Consider the following 21,739-nt stretch of genomic DNA (forward strand, 5'->3'; position numbering starts at 1 on the left):
TTTTAACACTACCTATAATGCAATTATAGATTAATATTCTTATATCTCAAATTATTATTTTGTATAAAAAGGAGTCGACTATGTACCCTCAATCTACTACTCAGCCAGAATGGCAAAACCCAGCTATTGTACAAGTAAATCGTAAACCCGCTCGTGCTTATTACATTCCTTTTGCAACAACCAAGACTGCGCTTATGCATCACAAAGGCATGTCCCCTTACTACAAACTCCTTAATGGAACTTGGCAGTTTAGTTACTATGATAAGTATAGTGATGCACCAGATAACTTCCACACTTTAGATTTTGATAGCTCTACTTGGACATCTATCCCTGTTCCTTCTAACTGGCAAATGCATGGCTATGATAAACCACATTATACGAATGTCAATTATCCTTTCCCTGTTAATCCACCTTATGTTCCTAATGAAAACCCTGCAGGCCTTTATATTAAAGAGTTTACACTCCCTGAAAACTGGGCTAATAAAGAAGTATCCATTAACTTTGAAGGGGTAAATGCCTGCTTCTATATTTGGTTAAATGGTACATATATAGGCTATAGCCAAGGGACACACATTCCTGCAGAGTTTGATTTAAGCCATGCCCTTGTAAAAGGTACGAATAAACTTGCTGTTAAAGTACTCAAATGGTGTGATGGTAGCTATCTTGAAGACCAAGACTTCTACCGTTTATCCGGTATCTTTAGAGATGTTTACCTTCTTGCTAGAACGCCTCATGCTATTCGTGATATTTGTGCAAGACCTACATTAGATGAAACCTATACAAACGGTATACTAAAAGTAAATGTGGATTTTACCGGAGAGGATCCATCTGAATTTGAAGCGTCTTTATTTGATGCAAAAGGTCAACTTCTTATGACCAAAACTGTTTCTTGTACGGACTTTACCTTTGAAGTTCCAAATGTTAGGAAATGGACTGCTGAAACACCAGTGCTTTATACCTTAGTCCTTCACCATCAGGATGAATATATTCCAATCCAAATTGGCTTTAGGAAATTAGAAGTCGCTTCTAACGGTGCACTCTTAATTAATGGTACACCTGTAAAACTTAAAGGTGTCAATCGTCATGACTCTCACCCAGACCTAGGGCACTACACACCAGTAAACCATATGGTAGAAGACCTTATGATTATGAAACGTCATAATGTCAATACAATCAGAACTTCTCACTACCCTAATACACCTGAATTTTTAAGACTTTGTAATGAATATGGGTTCTATGTAGTCGATGAAGCAGACCTTGAAACACATGGTACTTATGCCGCTTCTGACTGCAATATTTTAACCAATGACCCCGCTTGGAAAGATGCCTATGTAGATCGTATGATACGTATGGTAGAACGCGATAAAAATCATCCATGTGTCATCATGTGGTCACTTGGAAATGAATCCTTTATGGGTGAAAATCATGTAGCTATGGCGACTTGGGCAAAATGGCGCGATGACAGCCGTCTTATTCACTATGAAGGAACTGCTGCTAACGGCTTAGTAGACGGCAAGCCACATCCTTGTGTAGATGTAGTGAGCCATATGTATGCCTCTCCTGAAGAGTGTGAAAAACAAGGACAAGAAACAGAAGATATGAGACCATTCTTCCAATGTGAATACAGTCATGCTATGGGTGTAGGTCCTGGAGACTTAAAAGATTACTGGGATTTATTCTATAAATACCCTCGTCTTATCGGTGGCTGTGTATGGGAATGGTGCGACCACTCTGTACGTCAAACTGATGAAAATGGCAAAGACTTCTTCGTCTATGGCGGGTACTTTGGGGAGTTCCCTCACGATGGCAATTTCTGCGTAGATGGTTTAGTAAGCCCTGACCGCGTTCCACATACAGGTCTTAAAGACTATAAACACGTTATCCAACCTGTACAAGTAGAAGCCAAAGACTTATCTACTGGTACCCTTACACTTACAAACCGTTATGACTTCTTAGACCTTAGCCATCTCGCATTAGAATGGACTGTGACTAAAGATGGTATAGAAATAGAGTCAGGTATTGTACAGGATCTTGCCATTTATCCACATAATACAGAAGATATAACCCTTGGTTATACACATACACACACAAAGGATGGGGATTACTACCTAAATCTCTCCTTCGTTCAAAAAACATCTACTCCTTGGGCTAGTCGTGGTTATGAAGTCGCTTTTGCTCAGTTTGAACTGGCAGTAGCATCTAAAATTTCTATTCCTGTAGTAAGCACACTCGAATGCGTACAAACCACTCAGCATATTACACTTATAGGAGAAGACTTTAAATATAGTTTCAATACCTTCACTGGCTCCTTTGAAAGCCTAACTTCAAATGGCGTAGAGCTTTTAGCAGCTTGCCCACAGGTAAGTGTTTGGCGTGCACCTACGGATAACGACCGTAATATTTACCACACATGGCGCGGGCAAATGATGCATTGCAGTACTGCTCATGTCTACCAAGCTGGCATTCGTGAAAAAACTCCTCACTTTGTAAAACTTGAAGTACGCTACGCTCTAGGTGGCCCATCTGTACGCCCACTTCTTGAAGGCGTTACAACTTATACCGTTTGGGCAAATGGTGAAATCGAAGTGGCTATGGATGCCCAGGTTCGCGACAACCTTGATGTTCTTCCACGCTTTGGATTAGAACTTCATATGCCACAAGGTAATGAACAAGTTACCTACTTTGGCATGGGACCAAATGAAAACTATATAGACTTATGTAGAAGTGCTCATATGGGACTGTTCCATACAACAGTAAATGACCTTTATGAACCTTATATTAAACCACAAGAATGTGGTAACCATACACATGTCAAATGGGCACTTATTCAAAATCAAAGAGGTGTTGGCCTTATCTTCAAAGGGGATTCAGAGTTTAACTTTAGTGCACTTCACTATACAGCGCATGACCTTTCTGATACACCTATGGCACACCTTCTTAAACCTCGCAAAGAAACCATCGTCCATATCGACTACCGCCAAACAGGCATCGGCTCTAATAGCTGCGGTCCTAGACTGGCTGAAAAATATGCCTTTAACGAAAAAGAGATCCACTTTGCCTTCTCTATGAAGCCAATCTGGACTGAAAGCATCCCAGCAGATCTAGAACGCCGTTTTAAACCAAGTCTATAAATAAAAAGTAGTAGCATCTTTTATATAGAGATGCTACTACTTTTTCCTGTTACTCTTTATAAATTGCCTTTATAAATACTTTTGCATTTAAGGCTATGTTAATTTTTTATTTGTCAAAAATAATTTATATTTTATTTAGGAGATTCCTTATGATGAAAAAACTTATCATGACTCTTTTTACAGCCACTTTATTCTTATCTTTTGCCGTTACCTCTTTTGCAGCCGATTCTACCACGGGAATCACACGCTCTGATGCAACCTTAAAAGTCATTCAAGCACTGTATAATGGTGCTTATAACAACGAAAAAACTTTCACTATCGATGACTATTATTGCATTCATGCATCAGGCTCTACACATTTTGTACCTGACTATACTTTAAAAATTGAGGGTTATCCCGTTTTATGCACCTTATATCAAAATGTAAGTGAACCAGGTTTTTCTGATATTAAGGAACCTGAAAACGCTATTTCTCTTGCCAAAGCCATGGGCATTGTTAAAGGCTTTCCAGATGGCACATTCCATCCTCAAGAAGCACTGACATACAATGAGGCCTATGCCATACTCACATCTGCTTTTTACCTGCCTAAAGTGCATTCAACTTTAATCTACCCAAATGATTTTATTAACTCAGCTAAAAATGCTGGTTTTTTTGATGCATCCACGCAAGGCGATGAAAAAATACCCGCTACAGCTTTTGAAAAAATGCTCAATACTTGCCTTCAAGAAACGAAAAACTCCATTCAAAATACATTATTTACGCCAGCCTTTACAGCAGATGAATGTGTTTCTTATTATGCAAATGCTGTTAAAAATCGCAATGGTATGCTACAATACGCCTTACTTCACGAGCGCTTAAAAGAAAGATATAGCATGGATTTTGAAAATACCAATTGGGTTACAGGCCTTTCTAGTTCACAGATTGAAAGCTTTTCCATAAATAAAATAGATCCTTTAAACTATGAAATTCACTTTAACTGGGCACCTTCAACCACTCCTGCATCCACTCCCCCTTTACGCGTAACCCTTGAAGCTGTTAGCTTAGGGGATGTAACTGTCTATTTAATTACCACCCTAGAAAATCTATAAAAGAACAATATGTCTGTGTCCCCATAAAGGCTAGATGGGATGCTCTGTAGATAGAAGCCGGAAGAGCATCCCACCTGGCCTTTTACACTTCCTATTATTTATATTGAATCCCGCTCCAATATACATTATTCTTCACAACAGCTTCTTCAGGAAGTTCTACGCCTTCTAAAGCCCATTTCTTGAATTCCATAAAGCCTGTACGGTCTACAATATAACCGATATGCTCTTTGCCACCTGGTGCATTTCTATCAATATACTCTGTTACGTATTTATAAGTATTTAAGATGATTTTAATAATGCTTTCTTCATCTGCCCATACAATGAAGTCTTCAGCAAGTCTTGGATTAGTCTTACCTGTTCTTCCCATAATGGCAAGTCTGTAGTATTTCTTCTGGCTTCTTGTCCAAGCACCTGTTGGGCAGGCATTAATACATACACCACAGCCTACGCATTTATCTGCTTGGCGTTCTACACGGTAATTTTTAGCTGATAAGCAGCCTACAGAACGGCCTTTGCACCCTTTTACACATGCTCCACAAGATACACATCTTGTAGCATCATACTGAGGCATTGTCATACCAATAATACCAAAGTCTTGCATTCTGGCTTTAATACAGTCATTTTGGCAGCCTGTTAAAGCAATTTTAAAGTGAAGGTCATTTGGGAAAATAGCCTTCTCAATTTTTTTAGCAAAGTCTGTTGTATTATAATTTGCAAATGGACACACTTTATTCCCAATACATGCTGATACGTTACGTGTACCTGCTGAAGTATACCCTTTACCTGGTACTTCTTGATTAATACCAAGACCTTCAATAATAGGCTGAAGCATTTCATTAACTTTATCCATATCTTCAAACTTAATACCTAGAATCTCAAAACCCTGTCTAATGGTAATATGCACTTGACCATTACCGTATTTTTCTGCAATCTCTTGGATTTTACCAAGGTACTCGGCATTAATAAGACCACCTGGAACACGTACACGAGAAGCAGTGATCCCTCTTACTTTAGTTACCCTAAAAGCGTTCTTTTTCAGTTTCTTTGTATTGATATCCATCACTTAACCCCTCCTAGTCTCTTAATAGTTTCCCTTGTGTATAGTTAAATACTGGTCCTTCTAAGCAGATGTAAGTATCGCCAATTTTACAGTGACCACATTTACCAATACCGCAGCACATTTTACGTTCCTGAGAAATCCAGATATTCTCTTCTTTAATGCCACGTTTTAAGCATTCAGCTACTGTGAACTTCATCATAATAGGTGGACCTACAACGACAACCTGTACATTTTCCATATCCTTAATCTCAAGGTCTGGGATATATTTTGTTACAAGACCTGTAGGGCCCTCATAACCTTCTGGTGCCTGGTCTACTGTCACTGTAATCTTTGCAGCTTCTGCCCAAGCTTTAAGGTCATCTTTAAAGAGTACATCATCTGGCGTTTTAAACCCTGTAATAAGTGTAAGTCCTTTACATTCTTCTTTGTGCTTTGCAAAATGCTCTATAATGCCTCTTACTGGTGAAAGACCTGTTCCACCTGCCACAACCACTACTTCATGCCCTCTGTAGTTGTCTAGCTCAAAGCCATTTCCATAAGGCCCTCTTAAGAACAGTTTATCCCCAACATACTTTTCAAAGATTTCTCCTGTTACTTTCCCGACTTTACGAATAGTAAGGTCAATAGTACCTTCTCCGATACCACTTACAGAGATAGGTGCTTCCCCATACTTAGGAAGAGAAACTTCAAAAAATTGGCCAGGCTTTACATCACCTTCAAATGCCATACGGAATGTATATTCAATAGCTGTATGCTGGATAACTTCTTTAATTTCTGATAAGAAAGGAATATATTCGTTTTTCATTAGCCCTCAATCTCCTTCATGCCATCTGATAATTTGTTGATACAAGCAGAAAATGAAATGTATTCTGGACAAATATCATCACAACGTCCACAGCCTACACACATGTTGTAGCCAAAACGTTTTTTGTAATCGTATACTTTGTGAAGAACTTTAAAGCGCATACGCTGACCTTTATCACCTCTAAAGCTATGACCACCTGCCATATCTGTATAGCCGTTCACTTGGCAAGAAGCCCATACTCTGCGGCGCTCCCCTGCCTGTTTACGGTCAGATCCTTCATAAAATACATCCTGCATGGTAAAGCATGTACAAGTTGGACATACAAAGTTACATCTTCCACAAGCAATACAGCGTTCATTGTATTCATTCCACATGGTACTATCCATAATGTCTAAAGAAAGATTCTCCGGAATGTTTACGCGTGTTTTATTCTCTGTTACAAAGTCAGGTTTTACAGTTACTTCCTCTACTTCTTCAAGGCGCGTAATAAGGGCTTCAAATTCACCATCTATAAGTGCACTATCCCCATCTACTTTAATATAAGCATCATAGTGATCCGACTTATTCGTTCCCATGTCTACGCAGAAACAGCTGTCAAAAGACTGTGAGCATCCCATTAAGATGAACTTTGTTTTTTCTCTTATTCTTTTATAGTAAAAGTCTTCAAATCCATTTTTAAGATAGATATCATCCATACGTTTTACAGCATGAAGGTCACAGCTACGCACAAAAACAATAGCACCTTTTTTAGGCCCATCTGCTACCTTTACTTCATCTTCAGTAAAATAAAAGAGTGTCTCAGAAATAGGTGTTAAAATCTCTTTATAAGAGAACTCTGATTTTACTTCAAAATTGATCTCCCCTAATGATTCTACAGTCCCATAACGTACACGGTCTGTATCTGAATATGTGCCTTCTCCTACAAAGGTCTTAGGTGCATAGATGCTGTATTCTTTTGAAAGCTCTCTTAAAATGCTATCTAAGTGTGCTGTACTTGTTCTATATCCCATTCTTTACACTCCATTCTTTTCATTCTCGTTAATTCGTTAACACGATGTCTTCTGCCAGTATATTAGAGATTGAAAAAAAGAAATGTGATGTTTATCACGTTTATGCTTAAATTTTATGATGTAGTCACATAATAAGAATTGGACTAGATTAAATACCTTAAATCATGTTAAAATATCGAGATTCTAAACAGAAGGTAGGATATTTATGGCATCTATTACTCAAGAAACTTTACAAAAGCTTAGCTTATTTCAGGGATTACAGTCTTCTACTTACGCTGCCCTTATGGATATAGGACGTGTTGAAACTTATAAAAGTGGTGAACACCTTTTTAGAGAAAAAGATGAACTCTGCTGTTTTTACATTATATTATCAGGAACTGTCTCTCTTTATAAAACCAATTCTAATGGCCAACAAAAAACTATTTTTATACTAGGCAAAGATACTCTACTTAACGAAACACTCTTTGATCCTATCCCTGCTTCTATTAGCTGCAAAATTCATGAAGATTGTAAAGTCCTTGTATTTTACCGTACAGACCTTATCCGTCTCTTTCAACAGGATTTTAGACTTGTACAAAACTTTACAAATCATCTTAGTAAACGCATTAGACGTTTATATCGCCAGCTTAAGAATTCTACATCCATCATTAAGATCGAAAAGAAACTTGCTGCTAAACTTTGGAAGCTTGCTCAAGACTACGGCGTGCCTCATGAAAAGGGCACCATGATTAACTTCCCTATCACGATTACTTCTCTTGCAGATCTTCTAGGTTCTTATCGTGAAACAGTGTCGAGGGCACTCAAAATTTTGATTGAAAAAGAGCTTATTATTTACGAACACAAGTATATATTTATCCCTGACCCTAGTGCTCTTTCTATATTTTTTAAATCACCGTGAGATTGGTCACGGTGATTTTATTTATAAACAAGTATACTCTAGCTATCGTTAATTAATTATCAAAAGGGAGGTTCTCCATGAAAAAAGTACAATCTACATGCAATGTATGTTCTTTAGCTTGTAATCTTGACTTCTATGTAGAGAATGAACAGATCGTAAAAGTGATACCTACACCACACTACCCTGTAAACAAGGGGTTTTCTTGTATTAAAGGCATTTCACTTGATAAACAAAACACTAAATTCAAACCTTCACCTCTTCCAAAAATCCGTAACGTAAAAGGTGAAATGCAAGAAACAACATGGGAAGAAGCTTATGATTATGTTGCTAAAAAGCTTTTTGAAATCAAAGAAACTTATGGTGGTGACAGCATTGCTGCTATTAGTACAGGCCAACTTCCTTTAGAGGAAATGGCACTCTTTTCTCATGTTATGCGTAACTTCCTAAGAGGCCATGTAGATGGGAATACAAGACTATGTATGGCAACTTCTGTAGTAGCCCATAAACAAAGCTTTGGTTTTGATGCACCACCTTATACTTTAAATGACTTTGAACTTTCAGATACCATTTTCTTAATTGGAGCTAACCCAATTGTTACACATCCAATTATTTGGAGCCGTATCCGTAATAATCCAAATAAAAAAGTAATCGTTATTGACCCAAGACGTTCGGAAACAGCACAAAGGTCAGATTACCACTATGCTTTAAATGGTAAAACCGATATTTACCTCTTCTATGGACTAGCTCACATTCTGATCGAAAAAGATTACCTAGACCATAACTATATTGAGGCTCATACAGAAAACTTCCAAGGCTTTAAAGACCTTGTCGCGGAGTATACACCTGATGTGGTTGCTAAAGAGACTGGCTTATCTATAGAATCACTCTATGAAATGGCCAAGCTTATTCATACAGGTGAGCGTGTATCCTTCTGGTGGACAATGGGTGTTAACCAAGGCTACGAAGCAGTAAGAACAGCTCAATCGATCATTAACCTTGCCCTTATGACAGGTAATATAGGCCGCCCAGGAACAGGGGCTAACTCTATTACGGGACAATGTAATGCCATGGGCTCTCGTGTATTTAGTAATACAGCAGGCCTTTACGGTGGTGGCGACTATGACAACCTGGTAAGACGCAAGGCTGTATGCGAAGCACTTCAAATTACAGATGAACAGCTTATTAATAAACCAACTCTCCCTTACAATGCGATTATTGAGAAAATTAACAGCGGCGAAATCAAAGCCTTATGGATTGTTTCAACAAATCCACGCCATTCTTGGACTAACAATACGACTTTCCAAGAAGCCCTTGAAAAACTTGAGCTCTTCATCGTCCAAGATATTTATGACGACACACATACTTCTCAAGATGCAGGCGTATTCTTCCCTGTTGTATCAGGTCTTAAGAAAACAGGAACTTATATCAATACAGAAAGACGTCTTTCTGCAATGCGTCCTGTCCTTTCTAAAGCTGAACATGAAAAAACAGATCTTGAGGTATTCCTTGGTGTAGGTCAGGCACTTGGAATGGGCAGTTTACTTTACCTTTGGCAAACACCAGAAGCTATTTTTGAGCTTATGAAAAAATGTTCAAAAGGTATGCCTTGCGATATTACAGGTGTAACTTATAAGGCACTTGAAGGCAGCGCTGGTATTCAGTGGCCATTTAGAGAAGGTGAAACTTTAGAAGAAGATGAACGTCGTCTCTTTGAAGATGGTAACTACTACACACCTTCTAAAAAAGCTAAATTCATGTTTGATAAGATTATGGACAACCCACTTCCTACAACAGCCCAGTTCCCATATATCTTAAATACAGGTCGCGACACAGTAGGTCAGTGGCATACACAAGTACGTTCTAGAGAAATTGGCGTAGCTGAAGATGCTTATGCAGCACAGGCTTATATTTACATTCACCCTGAACTTGCAAAAGAGAAAGGTATTAAGGAAAATGAAATCTTTGAAGTAGCTTCTATTAATGGCCGTACTTCTAGATTTGCTGCAAGAATTACTGAAAATGTAACTGTTAACCAACTTTATGCACCAATGCATTACATTGAAACCAATAACTTAACACCATCTCTTTATGACCCGTTCTCAAAAGAACCATCCTATAAAACCACACCCATTAACATCTATAAAATTGTAGGAGAATGTTAAGATGAAAAGAATAAAAATCGATCGTTCTAAATGCGTCGGCTGCCTCACTTGTGTAACAGCTTGTATGGTTAGCAATGACAGCTTAGACCCTAGAAACCGTATTGTCATCGATAGTGAAAATAAATATGCACCGATTTTCTGTCGTCACTGTGAAGAGCCTGAATGCGTCTTTACATGTATGACAGGTGCTATGCATAAAAATCCTGAAACTGGTCTTGTAGAATATGATAAAGAGCAATGTGCAAGCTGCTATATGTGTATTATGGCTTGTCCATATGGGGTACTTAAAAGTGACTCCCTTAAACACCAAGAAATTATGAAATGTAATATGTGCGCTCACCGAGGTGATGGGCCTATGTGCGTTGATAAGTGTCCAATGCAAGCTATTACTTTAGGGGAGGTATAAAAAAATGAAATATGTTGTACTTGGTGCTTCTGCTGCTGGTATAAGCGGTGCAAGAAGACTACGTGAACTTGATGCATCTGCTGAGATTACTTTAATCTCAACAGATGAGCATATTTACTCAAGATGTATTTTACATCACTATATTGAAGGGATTCGTGACCTTAATAAACTTCAATTTGTGCCAGCTGATTTTATAGAAGCAAACCGTATTCACTGGCTAAAAGGTGAGGCTGCTGTAAAGGTGGATACTGATCGTAAAATCGTTACAACTTCTACTGGCAAAGAAGTAACTTTTGATAAACTTCTTATTGCTACAGGCTCCCATGTTTTCTTCCCACCTATCCCAGGTCTTAAAGAGGCTAATAATGCTATTGGGTTCCATGACCTTGATGAATGTGAAGCTATTATGCAGCGAGCTAAAACAGCAAACAATGTAGTGATTATGGGTGCTGGTCTTGTCGGGATTGATGCTGCAAGTGGCCTCCTCCACTTAGGCAAATCGATTACAATCGTTGAAATGCGTGACCGTATGCTTTCTATTCAGCTTGACCACAAAGCTGCCAGTAGCTATGAAAAGGCTTTTGCCCAAAAAGGTGTTAAGCAGCTTTATAGCGTAGGTGCGAAAGAACTTATCTTAGATGAAAACAACGCCATTACTGCTATCAAACTAAACAGTGATGAAGTCATCCCTTGTGACCTTCTCATTGTAGCTTCTGGAGTACGTGCTAATGTAGGCTTCTTAGAAGGTAGTGGTATTGAAGTAGACCGTTTTGGTCTTGTGATTGACCCACTTGGCCAAACTTCTCACCCAGATGTTTATGGTGCAGGTGATGTTACTGGACGTAATCCAATTTGGCCTGTAGCTGTTAAAGAAGGGATTGTTGCTGCAAGCAATATGGCAGGGCAAACTAAAGAAATGACAGACTTCTTCGCAAGTAAGTCTACTATGAACTTCTTAAATATCCCTACTATGTCACTTGGCCTAGCACAGCCAGAAAACCCTGAAGACTATAACATTGAAATAGAAGAAGATGACAAAGGCAACTATAAGAAAATTGTTCATAAAGACGGCAAAATCTATGGTGCCATCCTCCAAGGTGACCTAGCCTATTCAGGTGTTTTAACACAGCTTATTCGAAACAATATTGATGTTTCTAAAGTGAAAAAGCCACTCTTTAAAATTGACTACTCAGACTTCTTCAATATGACTGAGAACTTTGAGTTCACCTATAAAGAGCACTAAAACGGGAATAAAATCTATTTATTAAGGAGACTGTTATGCCTCAAAAATCGCTTAAAGCTAAACTTGCTAACTTACCTGTTCCTATTTTACCAACACTTGTTGGTACAGCTACACTTTCAAATATGTGGGCGCCACTTGGTTTCACCTGGATTCGCCATTTAACCATGTGGGCCTGCGCCATTGTTATGCTATGCTATGTAGGTAAAATGATCTGCCACTTTAAAACAGTTAAAGCAGAATACTCTAATACTGTACCTGCTAGCTTATACGCTGGGTTTACCATGATTACTATGATTTTAGGAAGTTATGTATTTGACTTTAGTCCTGTTATAGGTAAAGCCATTTGGGCTTTAGGACTTGTGCTTCATGCTCTCCACTTAATCGTGTTTATTTATAGAAATATTATTAAAGGCTTTAATAAAGATACTTTTGTACCAAGTTGGTTTGTGACTTTTAATGGTATTATGGTTTCTACTGTAGTAGGTGTTCCTATGAATGAACCTACTATTGGTAAATTTATCGTTTACTATGGTCTTGTTGCTTTAGCTATTTTACTTCCTTTAATGGTTGTAAGGCTGATTAAATACCCTATTACAACAGGTCCACTCTTTATGACAAAAGCTATTATTTTAGCACCAACGAGCCTTTGCCTTGTAAGTTACCTAAACTTCATTACCGAGCCAAATGTATGGATTGTTTACGGTTTATATACTATTGTCTTTGTTTCACTTCTTTATGTGGTGATGAACTTACCAAAATTTTTCTCCTTCACTTTCCATCCAGGCTTTGCAGGCCTTACATTCCCAATGGCTATCGGTATTGTTGCTTCTAATAAAATGTCTGCTTTCCTTATTAATGCAGGCCATGAAGCCTTTGGCAATGCGGTTAAACAAATTGCTGGTTTACAACTTTATGTGACTACAGCAATCGTTGCCTTTGTAGTATTTAACTTCTTTATGATGCTTGTTAAAAGCTTTAAAACAAACGAATCTGCTTAATACATAACACTTAAATAATGAAATATAAAAAGACTGTTAAAGTAATACTAACTCTAACAGTCTTTATTCTATATGAAAGAAAGGATACTTCTATGATACCAAATCTAGCTACTCTTATTTTAATGGGTGGTCAAAATAAACGTATGAATGGCCAGCATAAAGCCTTTTTAAAGCTTCACGAGAAAAGCTTTCTCGATCAGATTATTACAAGTCTTAAGTCCTGCGGGCCTATCTATCTTTCTGTTAATGATAAATCCCTTTATAGCCATCTGCCTTACCCTCTTATAGAAGACTGCTATAAAGAGATTGGCCCTATTGGGGGTATCTACTCTACGCTCCTTAAGGTGCCGTCTGACTATGTGTTTATCATCGCCTGCGACATGCCTTTTATGGAGGCTGAGTTTGTTAACTACCTTTATAGTCAGCTTGAACCTGATACCTCCTGCATTGTTGTATCAGACTCTAGCGGGCGCTTCTACCCACTTGGTGGCATTTATTCTAAAACCATGCTCCCTCTTATTAAAGAGCAGATTGAAAAGGAAAACTACCGCCTTGGTGCTCTCCTTAAACGTGCAGGCGCTAAAATCATTCCATTAAATGAGACGACTTTTAGTGAAAAACTCCTTCGCAATATTAATACACCTAAGGAGTACGAAGCACTATTAGAGAAGTAGTAAGCATTTCTTTTTGTACTAGGAAGGTTAAACTAATCTCGTAAAAATAATAATTTTGAAGTATCTATCACAATACCTACCTTCTGCTCACCAAGTATTTCTTCTATGCCTTCATATTCTCGTCTGCTACAACTGTATAGAAGTTTTGAGCCATCTTCTAAGTATAATTCTATCCTAACCTTGTCAGGCAGAGCCATAACCTTCCCTACCTGTGCACTAGCATGATTTTGGCTACCTGAATAAGGCGTGATGACTAGATCACTTTCTCTAATACCTACATACCCTATATCATCTGAAATCGTTACGCCTTCTAATTTAAGCCCCCAAGCTTCCACCCCTACTGTCTGTGCATCTATTTGTGTTAAAGGTGCCACGTTACAGCGTCCTGTGAGTCTTGCCCCAGTTAAGGTGGTAGGTCTTTTAAAGATTGCTTCTGTTCTATTTCTTTCTATAACCCTTCCCTGTGAAATAATAGCTACCTCTTGGCAGTATTGATAAACTTCCTCTTTATTATGAGATACATACAACACACTCCCTTTAAAAGCTTCTAAAGCTTTTTGGAAAGGTTCCTCCAGTGTCTGACGCAAGTGGCTATCTAGCGCAGAAAAAGGTTCATCTAGCATTAAAAGGTCTGGCTCTTGAGCAAGGATTCTAGCCAGTGCTACTCTTTGCTTTTGTCCACCTGAAAGGGCCTTGGGCTTTTTACATTCAAGTCCTTCAAGTTCTAGGAACTTTAGATAATCCCTAATACGCTTCTCTTTTTCTTCCTTAGTCCCTTTCATACCAATGGCAATGTTATCATAAACACTCATGTGATTAAAAAGGGCATAGCTTTGAAACATAAGTCCTACATTCCGCTCTTGTGGTTTAAGATTAATCCCACGCTTTGAATCAAAGAGCACTCTATTATTAAGGGTAATCATTCCCCTATCTGGTAGGATGATCCCTGCAATCATTTTAAGTGTAATTGATTTACCCGATCCAGAATATCCTAAAAGTCCTGTGACCACATCTTCTGTCTCTAAATCTATTTTGAGATTAAATCCCTCTAATACCTTTTCAACATGGATTTTTAGACTCATGCTCTTAGCTCCTTCTATTAAAGTAATTCATTAATCCTAACATGATACAAGAGATAAGGGTGATAATAGCCGTCCAAAAAGCTGCAAGCTCCACCTTACCATTTGCTGTAGCAAAGTAAATAGCTAGGGGCATGGTTTGGGTTACACCTGGAATATTCCCTGCAATCATAAGCGTAGCCCCAAACTCTCCTAGTGCCCTTGCAAAAGCTAAAATAAGCCCTGCTAAAATACCTGGTAAGGCCTCGGGAATAAGAATACGCATAAAAATTTGAAGCTCTGATAGTCCAAGAGTCCTAGCTGCCCAAATTACTTCTTCATCTACCTGTTCAAAAGCCCCCTTTGCCCCACGGTACATAAGTGGAAAAGCTACAACAACAGCCGCTAAAACAGCGGCTGTAGGGGTAAAAATAATATTTAAGTTAAGCCCCTTTTTACCAAAGAGGACTAATAATATAAAACCTATAACAGTAGGGGGAAGGACTAAAGGCAAGGTAAATAATACATCTAAAAACCACTTTATACGTCCTTGTAAGTTCATAGATAATCTCGCCATTCCAACACCTAATAGGAACACAATACTTAGAGCTGTTAAAGCTATTTTTAAGGATAAAATAAGCGGACTTAAATCCATAGGCATCTTTGCTCCTCCTTATTCTTGAGGTGTAAAACCATATGCTCGAAAGATATCTTGTGCTTCCTTAGAAGTTAGAAAGGCTGTAAAAAGCTTAGCTTCTTCTAAGCGAGGGCTGCCTTTTATAAGTGCTACAGGATAAATAATAGGATCATGCCAACTTTCATCTGCGCTGTCACAGATTGTTACCTTCTGACTCACCTTTGCATCCGTCTCATAGACAATACCCGCCTCTGCGTTACCTGTCTCTACCCAAAAGAGTACTTCCCTTACATCTTTAGCGTAAACCAAGTTATCCTTTAACTGATCTATAAGCCCTAAGGCTTTAAAAACTTCTTCTGTATACTGTCCTACTGGTACACTTCCAAAGTCACCCACTGCAAGCTTCTCTAAGTCTGTTTCACCTAAAGTTTTAAAGCTTAAAGATTTACCATTATCTTTTCCTGTAATGAGTACAAGCTTATTACGTAAGACCTCTTTCGTATTCTCCTCTTCTACAAGCCCTGATTCTATTAATGCCTGAACTTGCGCGATCCCTGCTGAGAAAAAAACATCTACAGGCGCACCTTGCTCAATCTGCTGCCCAAGGGCCCCTGAACTACCAAAGTTAAACTTCAAACCTATATCTGGATACTGCCCTTTAAAAGCCTCTTGTATATCTGCCATACAATCTGTTAAACTGGCCGCTGCCGAAATAGTCAGTTCCCTTGAAAGCGCCTTTTGACTACAACCACTTACAATGAATACAAGAAGGCTTATTACTAAGACGTGTAATATTTTCTTCAAGCCGCACCTCCTACTTACTTCCTATACTTATTATACTCTATTAGTGCTATGCTCTGGCATGGCACACTCTGATGCACTCCCTTTTAAGATTCCAATTCCATGTTCCAGGCTATCTAGTATACTCTCTAGATTTTCACGTACTGCCTTTGGGCTACCTGGTAAGTTCACAATAAGAGTATCCCGACGAATGCCTGCTACACTGCGGCTTAACATGGCTCTTGGTGTAATTTGAAGACTATAGTAACGCATAGCCTCTGGTATACCAGGTACTTGCTTTTCTATAATATCAAGGGTCGCTTCAGGTGTACGGTCTCTTTTTGAAAAGCCTGTCCCACCTGTTGTTAAGATTAAATCGACATGCCCTGTATCACACCAAGTCTTCATCTTTTGACTAAGCTGTTCTCTTTCATCTGGCAAAATCACATAGTCTATGACTTGCCAACCCTTAGCAGTTACCATTTCCTTAATGACTTCGCCGCTTCTATCTTCTCTTTCACCTTTAGAACCTTTATCACTGGCGGTAATAATGCCTACTTTAATCATTTTCGATCATCCTCATTTCGTCACCTACTTTAATAGTGCCCCCATGAATAACGCGTGCAAATACACCTTCTCTTGGCATAATGCAGTCTCCTACTTGATAATAGATTTGGCAATGATGGTGACACTGTTTACCTATTTGTGTCATTTCTAAAATCACATCATTGCACTGAAAACGTGTTCCTACTGGTAAATGCTTAAAGTCAAACCCTTTTACAATAAGGTTCTCACCAAAAGCACCTGGTCCTACCTTGGCACCTCTTTCTTTAAAAGCTTCAATTTGCTCATGACTAATGAGGCTGACTTGACGGTGCCATTTCCCTGCATGGGCATCCTTTTCAATGCCGAAGTCCTCTATAAAGTTACCTTCTTCAATATTAATCTTTTGTGTACCTCGTTTTTCACTAATACATAGTGCCATCACTTCTCCCATGTCAACCTCCTATTTGTGCCATGATTTTATCTTCGTCTTCTTCCCTAGGTGCATCACCAAAATGATGTTTTTCTGGTTTGTAATGAATGGCTTCTCCTATAAGTCTGGTAAGTTCTTCCCCGCTAATACCACTTCTTAATAAATGTTTCACATCAAGTCCTGCTTTAGAGTGTAAGCAGAGCTTTAAGAAGCCATCTGCTGTTAAGCGGATGCGGTTACATGCATCGCAGAAGCACTCACTCACTGCACTAATAAAGCCAATCTTACCTTTAAAGCCCTCTATCTCCCAATACTGAGCAGGGCCATTGCCTAGTTTGCCTTTATAAGGCTTAAGTATACCAAACTTCTCTTCAAGTATAGCTATAATCTCTTCTTTACCTATACGCTCAAACTGTTTACCAAGTCCAATAGGCATAAGCTCAATAAAGCGTACATGAATAGCATCATGCTGAGCTAATTGAGCAAGAGCGCAAATAGCTTCTTCATTTAGATGTTTAGCGACTAAAGCATTAACTTTTACCCTTTTTAGGTCACTATGTGCTACCTTATGAAGAGCTGCTAATACTTTATCTAAACCATCTACTTTTGTAATTTCCTTAAAACGCTTTGGGTCTAAAGTATCTAAGCTAATATTAATCTGACTAATACCAGCTTCTATTAAATCCTCTAACTGCTTTTCTAAGAGGAGCCCATTCGTCGTAAGTGTAATTTCTTCAATACCTTCTACAGCTTTAATCTGTCTCACTAAACTTACAAAGTCAGGTCTTACTAAAGGCTCACCACCTGTTAACTTAATCTTTTTAATACCCAGTTTGGCTGCACTTTTGCATACTTTTATAATCTCCTCAAAGCTTAGTACTTCTTCCTTTTCTAAGCATGAGATGTCGCCCTCAGGCATACAATAGACACATTTTAGATTACATCTGTCTGTAACAGAAATTCTTAAGTAATCTATAGATCTATGTTTTCCATCTTCCATCAGCTTCTCCTCCAATCTTTCTAGATTTTTTAGTTAAGAGGAGATAATATTTTCTCCTTGATAATCTCTAAAACGCCCTCTATGTCATTTAAACCTATAAGAGGTACGCTGGTTTCTAATGGAACATCTGTTACAATGGCTAACAAAGTTTCAGGGTCACATACGCTTTCCTTGGACCTAGCGCTTCTTACTACCTCTATTTTAGGAAAAGTAGAATATTTCATCCCTTCTAAAATAACAATATCCATATCTTTCTGATAGGCTATCATCTTTTCAATAGAAGGCTCTTCATGCTCCTGTACCATCATCATCTTGGTCTTAGAATAGACAATAACATTCTTAGCTCCTGCCGCTTTATGTCTGTAGCTATCCGTTCCTTCATGGTCAGCCACAAACTCATGCCCATCATGCTTGATGACACCTACTTTGTATCCTAACTGAGTTAATCTTGTTACAAGCTGCTCCACTAAAGTGGTTTTACCTGAGTTTTTAATACCACTTACAGCAAAAACTTTAGGCTTCTTCTCTTTTATAGTGTCCACTTTTACCACCTTGCTTTTCTATAAGACGAACATTTGTAATCTTCATCCCTTTATCCATAGCTTTGCACATATCATAAATCGTAAGAAGTGCTAAGTTTACACCTGTTAAGGCTTCCATTTCCACGCCTGTCTGTCCACTTACTTTAACAATGCAGCATGCTTCAATACTTAAAGTCTCTGGATGCATGGTAAAGTCTACCGTGCATTTAGAAATCATAAGAGGATGGCACATTGGGATAAGGTCTGATGTTTTCTTCGCTCCCATAATGCCTGCTATTCTTGCTACACCTAATACATCGCCTTTTTTAGCTGTTCCATTTGAAATAGCATCATATACAGCTTGATTCACCTGAATACTGCCTCTTGCCTCGGCAATACGTGTTGTCACTGCCTTTTCGGAAACATCCACCATAACGGCATTTCCTGATGCATCAAAATGTGTTAATCTGTCTTCCATGTTTATCACCTTTTCTTTTATCTAGGCCTAATCGCTTACTTTTATTACGAACTTCTATTTTTTGTTTTATATTAAAACAACTTGAACCTTATCGCCTACTTCCAGTCCCTTCGTACCTGCTGGAATGTCAATAAGTGCATTGCATAGGCTCATGGTATAAAGAGAACCTGAAGCATGATTGTTATGATTAAGTGTTACTTTTCCATTTTCAAAAGAAGCACGTATAAAACGTCTCTTTGGACTATGCTTTAGAAAGACACTTGCCATCTGCCCTTCCGTATAAAGAGGCTGAATGCTCTTATCCCCAGAAAGATGGGCTAAAAGTGGTCTAATGAGAAGCTCAAAGTTTGCCAGTGCAGCAAAGGGATTGCCTGATAGCCCTACAAGTAGTTTATCTCTATACAAGGCCGCTAGTACGGGTGTCCCTGGCTGCATAGCTATACGCCAAAATAGTCTTTTAGCCTCTAGTAGTTTAATCACTTCATGCATAATGTCCTTCTTCCCTACAGATACACCACCTGTAGTGACCATAAGGTCTACTTCATTCCAATGCTTTTCTAATACATGGGCTACTTGCTCCGCTGTATCTTCGCTCATTCTAAAGACGTGTACCTCTATACCTAATGCTGTAGCCTTTGCCTCTAGCATGACTTCATTAGCATTATAAATCTTACCTGGTTTTAAAGGTTGCCCTAAAGGTGTCAGCTCATCTCCTGTACATAAAAGTCCCATTTTAAGCTTTCTTCTTACTTCTACCTGCTCTATACCCATACTGGCTAGAATACCTAAAGTAATAGATGAGAGCTTCTCGCCTTCCTGTAAAAGCGTTGTGCCTTCCTGAATATCTTCTCCTTGATAGCAGTAATTGGCATAAGGTTTAAGGGCTTTATAAAGCTTTACTTCCTTTTCACCTTCATCTGTATCTTCCTGTCTTAAGACACAGTCGCACCCTTTTGGAATAGGTGCACCTGTCATAATACGAACAGCTTCTTTATCTCCTACTTCTTCTGGAAAGTAATCTCCTGCGCAGACTTCACCTACTACTTTTAAAGTAATAGGTGTATCGCTAGATGCTCCCTCACTATCAGCTGCCTTAAAGGCATAACCATCTAAAGGGGAACGGTCAAAAGGTGGATTGGAGATAGGTGCCTTATAGTCCCTGGCTAAAATACGTCCATTAGCCTGATTTAAAGGCAGCACCTCTGCTTCCAAATGCACCCTACTTGCTGATCTTAAGAGGGTAATGGCCTCTTCTAAACTCATTCCTACCATACCTACTCTCCTTTACCAAAGGAGCAGTGCGGATAGACACAAGGTTTACATCCTGTACATAGTCCGCCGTGTCCTAATTTCACTAAGTCTTTCTTATTAAGCTTCTCGCCTGCCATAATACGTGGCAAGACTAGGTCAAATACTGTAGCCCCTGCATACATAACACAGCCCGGAAGCCCCATAACAGGAATGTCCTCTCCGTAATAACCAAGTAAAAACATAGCGCCTGGCAACACTGGCGCACCATAAGAAATAATTTCAGCCCCTACCGCCTTAATAGCACTTGGCGTTACATCATCAGGGTCTACGCTCATACCGCCTGTGCAAATAATCATATCCGCACCTTGTGCTAAGAAGTCCTCTATAGCCTCTGTAATCCTTTCGATTTTGTCATCTACAATACGTTGCCCTAAAACCTCTGCGCCAAATGGCTCTAACTTTTTACGAATAACTGGGCCAAAGGCATCTTGGATACGCCCTTTATACACTTCACTACCTGTTGTAACAATGCCTACCTTTTTATGCTGAAAAGGTAGAATTTGAAGAAGTGGCTTATACCCTGCTACTCTTTTTACTTCTTCCATCACTTCTTTTTCTATTAAAAGTGGAATAACTCTTGTACCTGCCAGTTTTTCTCCTGCTTTTACAGCTAAGTTGGTATGACGCGTCGCAATCATGACTTGATCAATGCTATTAATCTCTATAAGCCTTTCAGTATCTACCTTAAAAAGCCCATCACATGTGGCAATGGCCTCTATCTTTCCTTCCCTCACCTCGGATGGCTTAATATGTTCATTGTGACAAATGCCATATAAAATCTCAGCAGCCTCATTTTCGTGAAGCATATCCTCATCTTTTTCCCAAATATATAAATGTTCCTTACCAATGGAGAGTAAAACAGGAATATCCTCCGCCTTAACTACATGGCCTTTCTTAAAAGCTACACCTTTTGTGACATCTTTAATAATTTGCGTAATATCATGACAAAGCACATGACCTACTGCATCTTCTGTACGAATCTGTTTCACCTTGTTTACCTCCTTTATATATCAAGGACTCTAATACGTTAATGATTGTTAAAAAATATACTATCTCCATTTTACTCTATCTTTTCATTTCTTTCCGTAATAAATATCACACTTTCTTAGGCTTATGTTGTACCTATCTCTAAAAGCCAATACACTTTTCTATCATTTTAAGCAAAAAAAGATGACGCCTATTATTTAGACATCATCTTTTTACTTATTTATTTCTGTTACTAATATTACCATTTTTATGGTAACTAGTTTCGTCTTATGTTATAATCTAGACTACAATTTCATAGTTTGAGCGGGCTACTGGTATCACTTCTACCTCTTAGGGAGAGGAGGTGATACATATGAGTAACGATGATTTAATGTTACTATTTAATGCGGGTTCTTTTCTATTAACACTTTTAACATTTATAGTGTTGCTTATTGAAAAAATCACAAAAAAATAGTAGCCCTCTTCTGCAATGATGTGCTACTATTTTTCATCTAAACTAAACAGTGATACCAGTTG

The 21,739-nt window shown here is 38.6% G+C and carries 22 protein-coding genes; 9 read left to right on the top strand and 13 right to left on the bottom strand.

The features are described 5' to 3' along the window. Positions 1–80: 80 nt before the first annotated feature. Positions 81–3,131, top strand: coding sequence for a glycoside hydrolase family 2 TIM barrel-domain containing protein (locus tag ACLTBU_RS03810; protein WP_412217626.1), 3,051 nt, complete (start codon positions 81–83; stop codon positions 3,129–3,131). Between the two features lie 149 nt (positions 3,132–3,280). Then, positions 3,281–4,219 carry an S-layer homology domain-containing protein gene (locus ACLTBU_RS03815; protein ID WP_412217628.1) on the top strand — a complete coding sequence of 313 codons (939 nt, stop codon included), beginning with the start codon at positions 3,281–3,283 and terminating at the stop codon, positions 4,217–4,219. A gap of 94 nt (positions 4,220–4,313) precedes the next feature. Here the strand turns inward: ACLTBU_RS03815 and asrC are convergent, their stop codons facing one another. The 3 genes from asrC to asrA are packed head-to-tail and all read right to left on the bottom strand — an operon-like array spanning position 4,314 to position 7,094. Beyond that, positions 4,314–5,279 carry a sulfite reductase subunit C gene (asrC, locus tag ACLTBU_RS03820; protein ID WP_412217630.1) on the bottom strand — a complete coding sequence of 322 codons (966 nt, stop codon included), beginning with the start codon at positions 5,277–5,279 and terminating at the stop codon, positions 4,314–4,316. Positions 5,280–5,292: 13 nt separating this feature from the next. Beyond that, positions 5,293–6,084 (bottom strand): anaerobic sulfite reductase subunit AsrB, encoded by a 792-nt coding sequence (asrB, locus tag ACLTBU_RS03825; protein WP_412217633.1) that lies wholly within the window; start codon positions 6,082–6,084, stop codon positions 5,293–5,295. After that, positions 6,084–7,094 (bottom strand): anaerobic sulfite reductase subunit AsrA, encoded by a 1,011-nt coding sequence (gene asrA / locus ACLTBU_RS03830; RefSeq protein ID WP_177670455.1) that lies wholly within the window; start codon positions 7,092–7,094, stop codon positions 6,084–6,086. The genes asrB and asrA overlap by 1 nt, the downstream gene beginning before the upstream one ends. A 205-nt stretch (positions 7,095–7,299) precedes the next feature. Here asrA and ACLTBU_RS03835 point away from each other — a divergent pair, with 205 nt between their 5' ends. The 6 genes from ACLTBU_RS03835 to ACLTBU_RS03860 all read left to right on the top strand — a co-directional run bounded on the left by ACLTBU_RS03835 (position 7,300) and on the right by ACLTBU_RS03860 (position 13,475). After that, positions 7,300–7,992 carry a Crp/Fnr family transcriptional regulator gene (locus tag ACLTBU_RS03835; protein WP_412217636.1) on the top strand — a complete coding sequence of 231 codons (693 nt, stop codon included), beginning with the start codon at positions 7,300–7,302 and terminating at the stop codon, positions 7,990–7,992. 77 nt (positions 7,993–8,069) lie between these two features. Beyond that, a complete protein-coding gene (locus tag ACLTBU_RS03840) occupies positions 8,070–10,154 on the top strand; it encodes a molybdopterin oxidoreductase family protein (protein WP_412217639.1) in 2,085 nt (694 codons plus the stop codon). A gap of 1 nt (position 10,155) precedes the next feature. Then, positions 10,156–10,560, top strand: coding sequence for a 4Fe-4S dicluster domain-containing protein (locus ACLTBU_RS03845; protein WP_412217642.1), 405 nt, complete (start codon positions 10,156–10,158; stop codon positions 10,558–10,560). Between the two features lie 4 nt (positions 10,561–10,564). Beyond that, on the top strand, positions 10,565–11,803 hold the full coding sequence (locus ACLTBU_RS03850) for an FAD-dependent oxidoreductase (protein ID WP_177670448.1): 1,239 nt from the start codon (positions 10,565–10,567) through the stop codon (positions 11,801–11,803). 35 nt (positions 11,804–11,838) lie between these two features. Further along, complete coding sequence (locus ACLTBU_RS03855) at positions 11,839–12,801, top strand: TDT family transporter (protein WP_177670446.1); 963 nt, start codon at positions 11,839–11,841, stop codon at positions 12,799–12,801. Positions 12,802–12,893: 92 nt separating this feature from the next. Continuing rightward, positions 12,894–13,475 carry a molybdenum cofactor guanylyltransferase gene (locus ACLTBU_RS03860; RefSeq protein ID WP_412217644.1) on the top strand — a complete coding sequence of 194 codons (582 nt, stop codon included), beginning with the start codon at positions 12,894–12,896 and terminating at the stop codon, positions 13,473–13,475. Between the two features lie 32 nt (positions 13,476–13,507). Here the strand turns inward: ACLTBU_RS03860 and ACLTBU_RS03865 are convergent, their stop codons facing one another. From ACLTBU_RS03865 to ACLTBU_RS03910, 10 genes are all read right to left on the bottom strand, one after another. After that, the gene (locus ACLTBU_RS03865) at positions 13,508–14,557 is read right to left on the bottom strand and encodes a sulfate/molybdate ABC transporter ATP-binding protein (RefSeq protein WP_412217647.1); all 1,050 of its coding nucleotides are present in this window, start codon (positions 14,555–14,557) and stop codon (positions 13,508–13,510) included. 4 nt (positions 14,558–14,561) lie between these two features. After that, positions 14,562–15,194, bottom strand: a complete 633-nt coding sequence (gene modB, locus ACLTBU_RS03870; protein WP_412217649.1) for a molybdate ABC transporter permease subunit — start codon at positions 15,192–15,194, stop codon at positions 14,562–14,564. 12 nt (positions 15,195–15,206) lie between these two features. Next, entirely contained in the window at positions 15,207–15,974 is a 768-nt protein-coding gene (modA, locus tag ACLTBU_RS03875) for a molybdate ABC transporter substrate-binding protein (protein WP_412217651.1), read from the bottom strand. A gap of 30 nt (positions 15,975–16,004) precedes the next feature. Then, the gene (locus ACLTBU_RS03880; RefSeq protein WP_412217653.1) at positions 16,005–16,517 is read right to left on the bottom strand and encodes a molybdenum cofactor biosynthesis protein B; all 513 of its coding nucleotides are present in this window, start codon (positions 16,515–16,517) and stop codon (positions 16,005–16,007) included. Continuing rightward, the gene (locus ACLTBU_RS03885) at positions 16,510–16,947 is read right to left on the bottom strand and encodes an MOSC domain-containing protein (protein WP_249331895.1); all 438 of its coding nucleotides are present in this window, start codon (positions 16,945–16,947) and stop codon (positions 16,510–16,512) included. Before ACLTBU_RS03885 ends, ACLTBU_RS03880 begins: the two co-directional genes overlap by 8 nt. Before the next feature lies 1 nt (position 16,948). Further along, positions 16,949–17,926, bottom strand: a complete 978-nt coding sequence (gene moaA, locus ACLTBU_RS03890; RefSeq protein WP_412217655.1) for a GTP 3',8-cyclase MoaA — start codon at positions 17,924–17,926, stop codon at positions 16,949–16,951. Between the two features lie 29 nt (positions 17,927–17,955). Then, a complete protein-coding gene (gene mobB, locus ACLTBU_RS03895; protein WP_412217658.1) occupies positions 17,956–18,468 on the bottom strand; it encodes a molybdopterin-guanine dinucleotide biosynthesis protein B in 513 nt (170 codons plus the stop codon). Next, a complete protein-coding gene (gene moaC, locus ACLTBU_RS03900) occupies positions 18,440–18,925 on the bottom strand; it encodes a cyclic pyranopterin monophosphate synthase MoaC (RefSeq protein ID WP_412217660.1) in 486 nt (161 codons plus the stop codon). The genes mobB and moaC overlap by 29 nt, the downstream gene beginning before the upstream one ends. Positions 18,926–18,991: 66 nt before the next feature. Further along, positions 18,992–20,197, bottom strand: coding sequence for a gephyrin-like molybdotransferase Glp (glp, locus tag ACLTBU_RS03905; protein WP_412217662.1), 1,206 nt, complete (start codon positions 20,195–20,197; stop codon positions 18,992–18,994). Between the two features lie 2 nt (positions 20,198–20,199). Then, positions 20,200–21,225, bottom strand: a complete 1,026-nt coding sequence (locus ACLTBU_RS03910; protein ID WP_337531417.1) for a molybdopterin-binding protein — start codon at positions 21,223–21,225, stop codon at positions 20,200–20,202. A gap of 350 nt (positions 21,226–21,575) precedes the next feature. Here ACLTBU_RS03910 and ACLTBU_RS03915 point away from each other — a divergent pair, with 350 nt between their 5' ends. Beyond that, positions 21,576–21,677 carry a putative holin-like toxin gene (locus tag ACLTBU_RS03915; protein ID WP_177670425.1) on the top strand — a complete coding sequence of 34 codons (102 nt, stop codon included), beginning with the start codon at positions 21,576–21,578 and terminating at the stop codon, positions 21,675–21,677. Positions 21,678–21,739 lie beyond the last annotated feature (62 nt).

The organism is Zhenhengia sp., assembly GCF_046966505.1.
GTDB lineage: Bacteria > Bacillota > Clostridia > Lachnospirales > Cellulosilyticaceae > Zhenhengia > Zhenhengia yiwuensis.